The 1,461-nt window shown below is 59.1% G+C and carries 1 pseudogene; it reads right to left on the reverse strand.

Going from position 1 to position 1,461, the window contains the following annotated elements:
• A pseudogene (locus G7Y51_RS13425) lies at window positions 1-1,461 on the reverse strand (type III restriction endonuclease); the annotation flags it as partial.

A 1,461-nucleotide genomic window follows, 5' to 3' on the forward strand; every position in this document is an offset into this window, starting at 1 on the left:
CGCTGCCTCGGTATGCGGGATCATGTGGTATTTTATCCGGCTGGCCTTGAGCATGGTTTCCGCAAAAGCCTGTTTTGCCAGCACGTCCCGGTCGTCCATCATGTTTTTCGCCTTGACCTCCACCACCAGCCACTCGCCGCCTTTGGTCAGGATGAGGAAATCCGGGTAGTAGTTCCGCACGCCATGCGTATCCGGGTCGATGTAGTTGAGGTGGAAATCAGTCTGGCCGTGGGTGAGCATACCCGTGAAATAGACCTCCCTGATGTCGTCCTGGCGGATGACATTCAGGAAGAAATCCTGCTCCGGCAGGGAGTCGAAGCAGTAGGTATCAAGGTGAAAGCTCTTTCCGGCCAGCGCGTTTTTCCTGGCATCGGCCTGCCACTCCTTGAAAAGCTGGGTCTTTTGCGGGTCGCCGTGGATTTCAAAGAAGCCGCCCGCCGGGTCGTGGACAAGCTCAACTTCCACATGCTCCTGCTTGTCGTAATTCGTGACCTCGTAGAGCGCGTCAAACAGCCGGGGGATGATCTCGTCGTAGAGCAGCTCGTTGAACTCGTTGACCCTGGCGACCAAGGCGTCCAGCCCCTCTTCGCTCTGCCGCAGCAGCCCTTCGATTTTCAGCGGCGAGGCGCATAGATAGCGGGCAATCTCGGCCACGAGCGTATAGGCGCTCCACGTGCGCTGCTCCTTGATATAGCTGATGTCGGTGGGCGTCTCCTGCGTCCTGCGCGCGCCGGGCTGGAGGAGCATCTTCTCCTCGGTGTGGAGGATGCGGTAGCGATCCACGTCCCAGTTTTCCATGCCAAAGCGCACCGGGGCGGCGGGCTCCTTTTCCCTGCAATCATAGAGGTGACGCACGCGCGTGAGGGAGATGCGCTTTTTCTTCAGGACGCGCACTTCGTATCGCGTGGTGGCCCGTTCCGGGGGCAGCAGGTCGTCAGTGGTCAGGCGGAAGTTCTGCTGCAATTCGTCGTTGAGGATCTCCGCGTTCTCCGCCGTCAGATAGACCTGCCCCTCTTCCTGCTGATCGCCAATGGAGCGCAGGCAGCGCATGGAAGCCTGAAGCACAAAAATCTTTGACCTGGGCTGCCGGAACATGGCCACGCCGCACAGCGAGCGGCAGTTCCAGCCCTCCTTGCCCTTGTTCACAAGGATGAGGAAGCGTTTCTCCGAGGCCGCGCTGTCCAGATTGTTGAAGGCCCTGATGTCGTCGTTGCTGGTGATTTTCGGGTCGCCCACATTGACAAGAAGCTGTGAGACCGGGATGTCGCGCCGGTTCAGCTCCTCTTCCAGGATGGGGCGCAGGTTTTTTGTGGCATCCTCAATGCTGGGAGAAAAAAAGACCAGTTTGGGGAGCATCCCTTCGAGGGCGCGCCCGTCAAAGCGTTCAAGAAAATCGTCCACCACGGCGCGCACAAACTCCCTGTCGCGCGTATTGGCGAATTTATGCAGCCGCAGGGTCTT

This window comes from Desulfovibrio sp. ZJ369 (assembly GCF_011039085.1).
In the GTDB taxonomy this organism is placed as follows: Bacteria; Desulfobacterota; Desulfovibrionia; order Desulfovibrionales; family Desulfovibrionaceae; genus Desulfovibrio.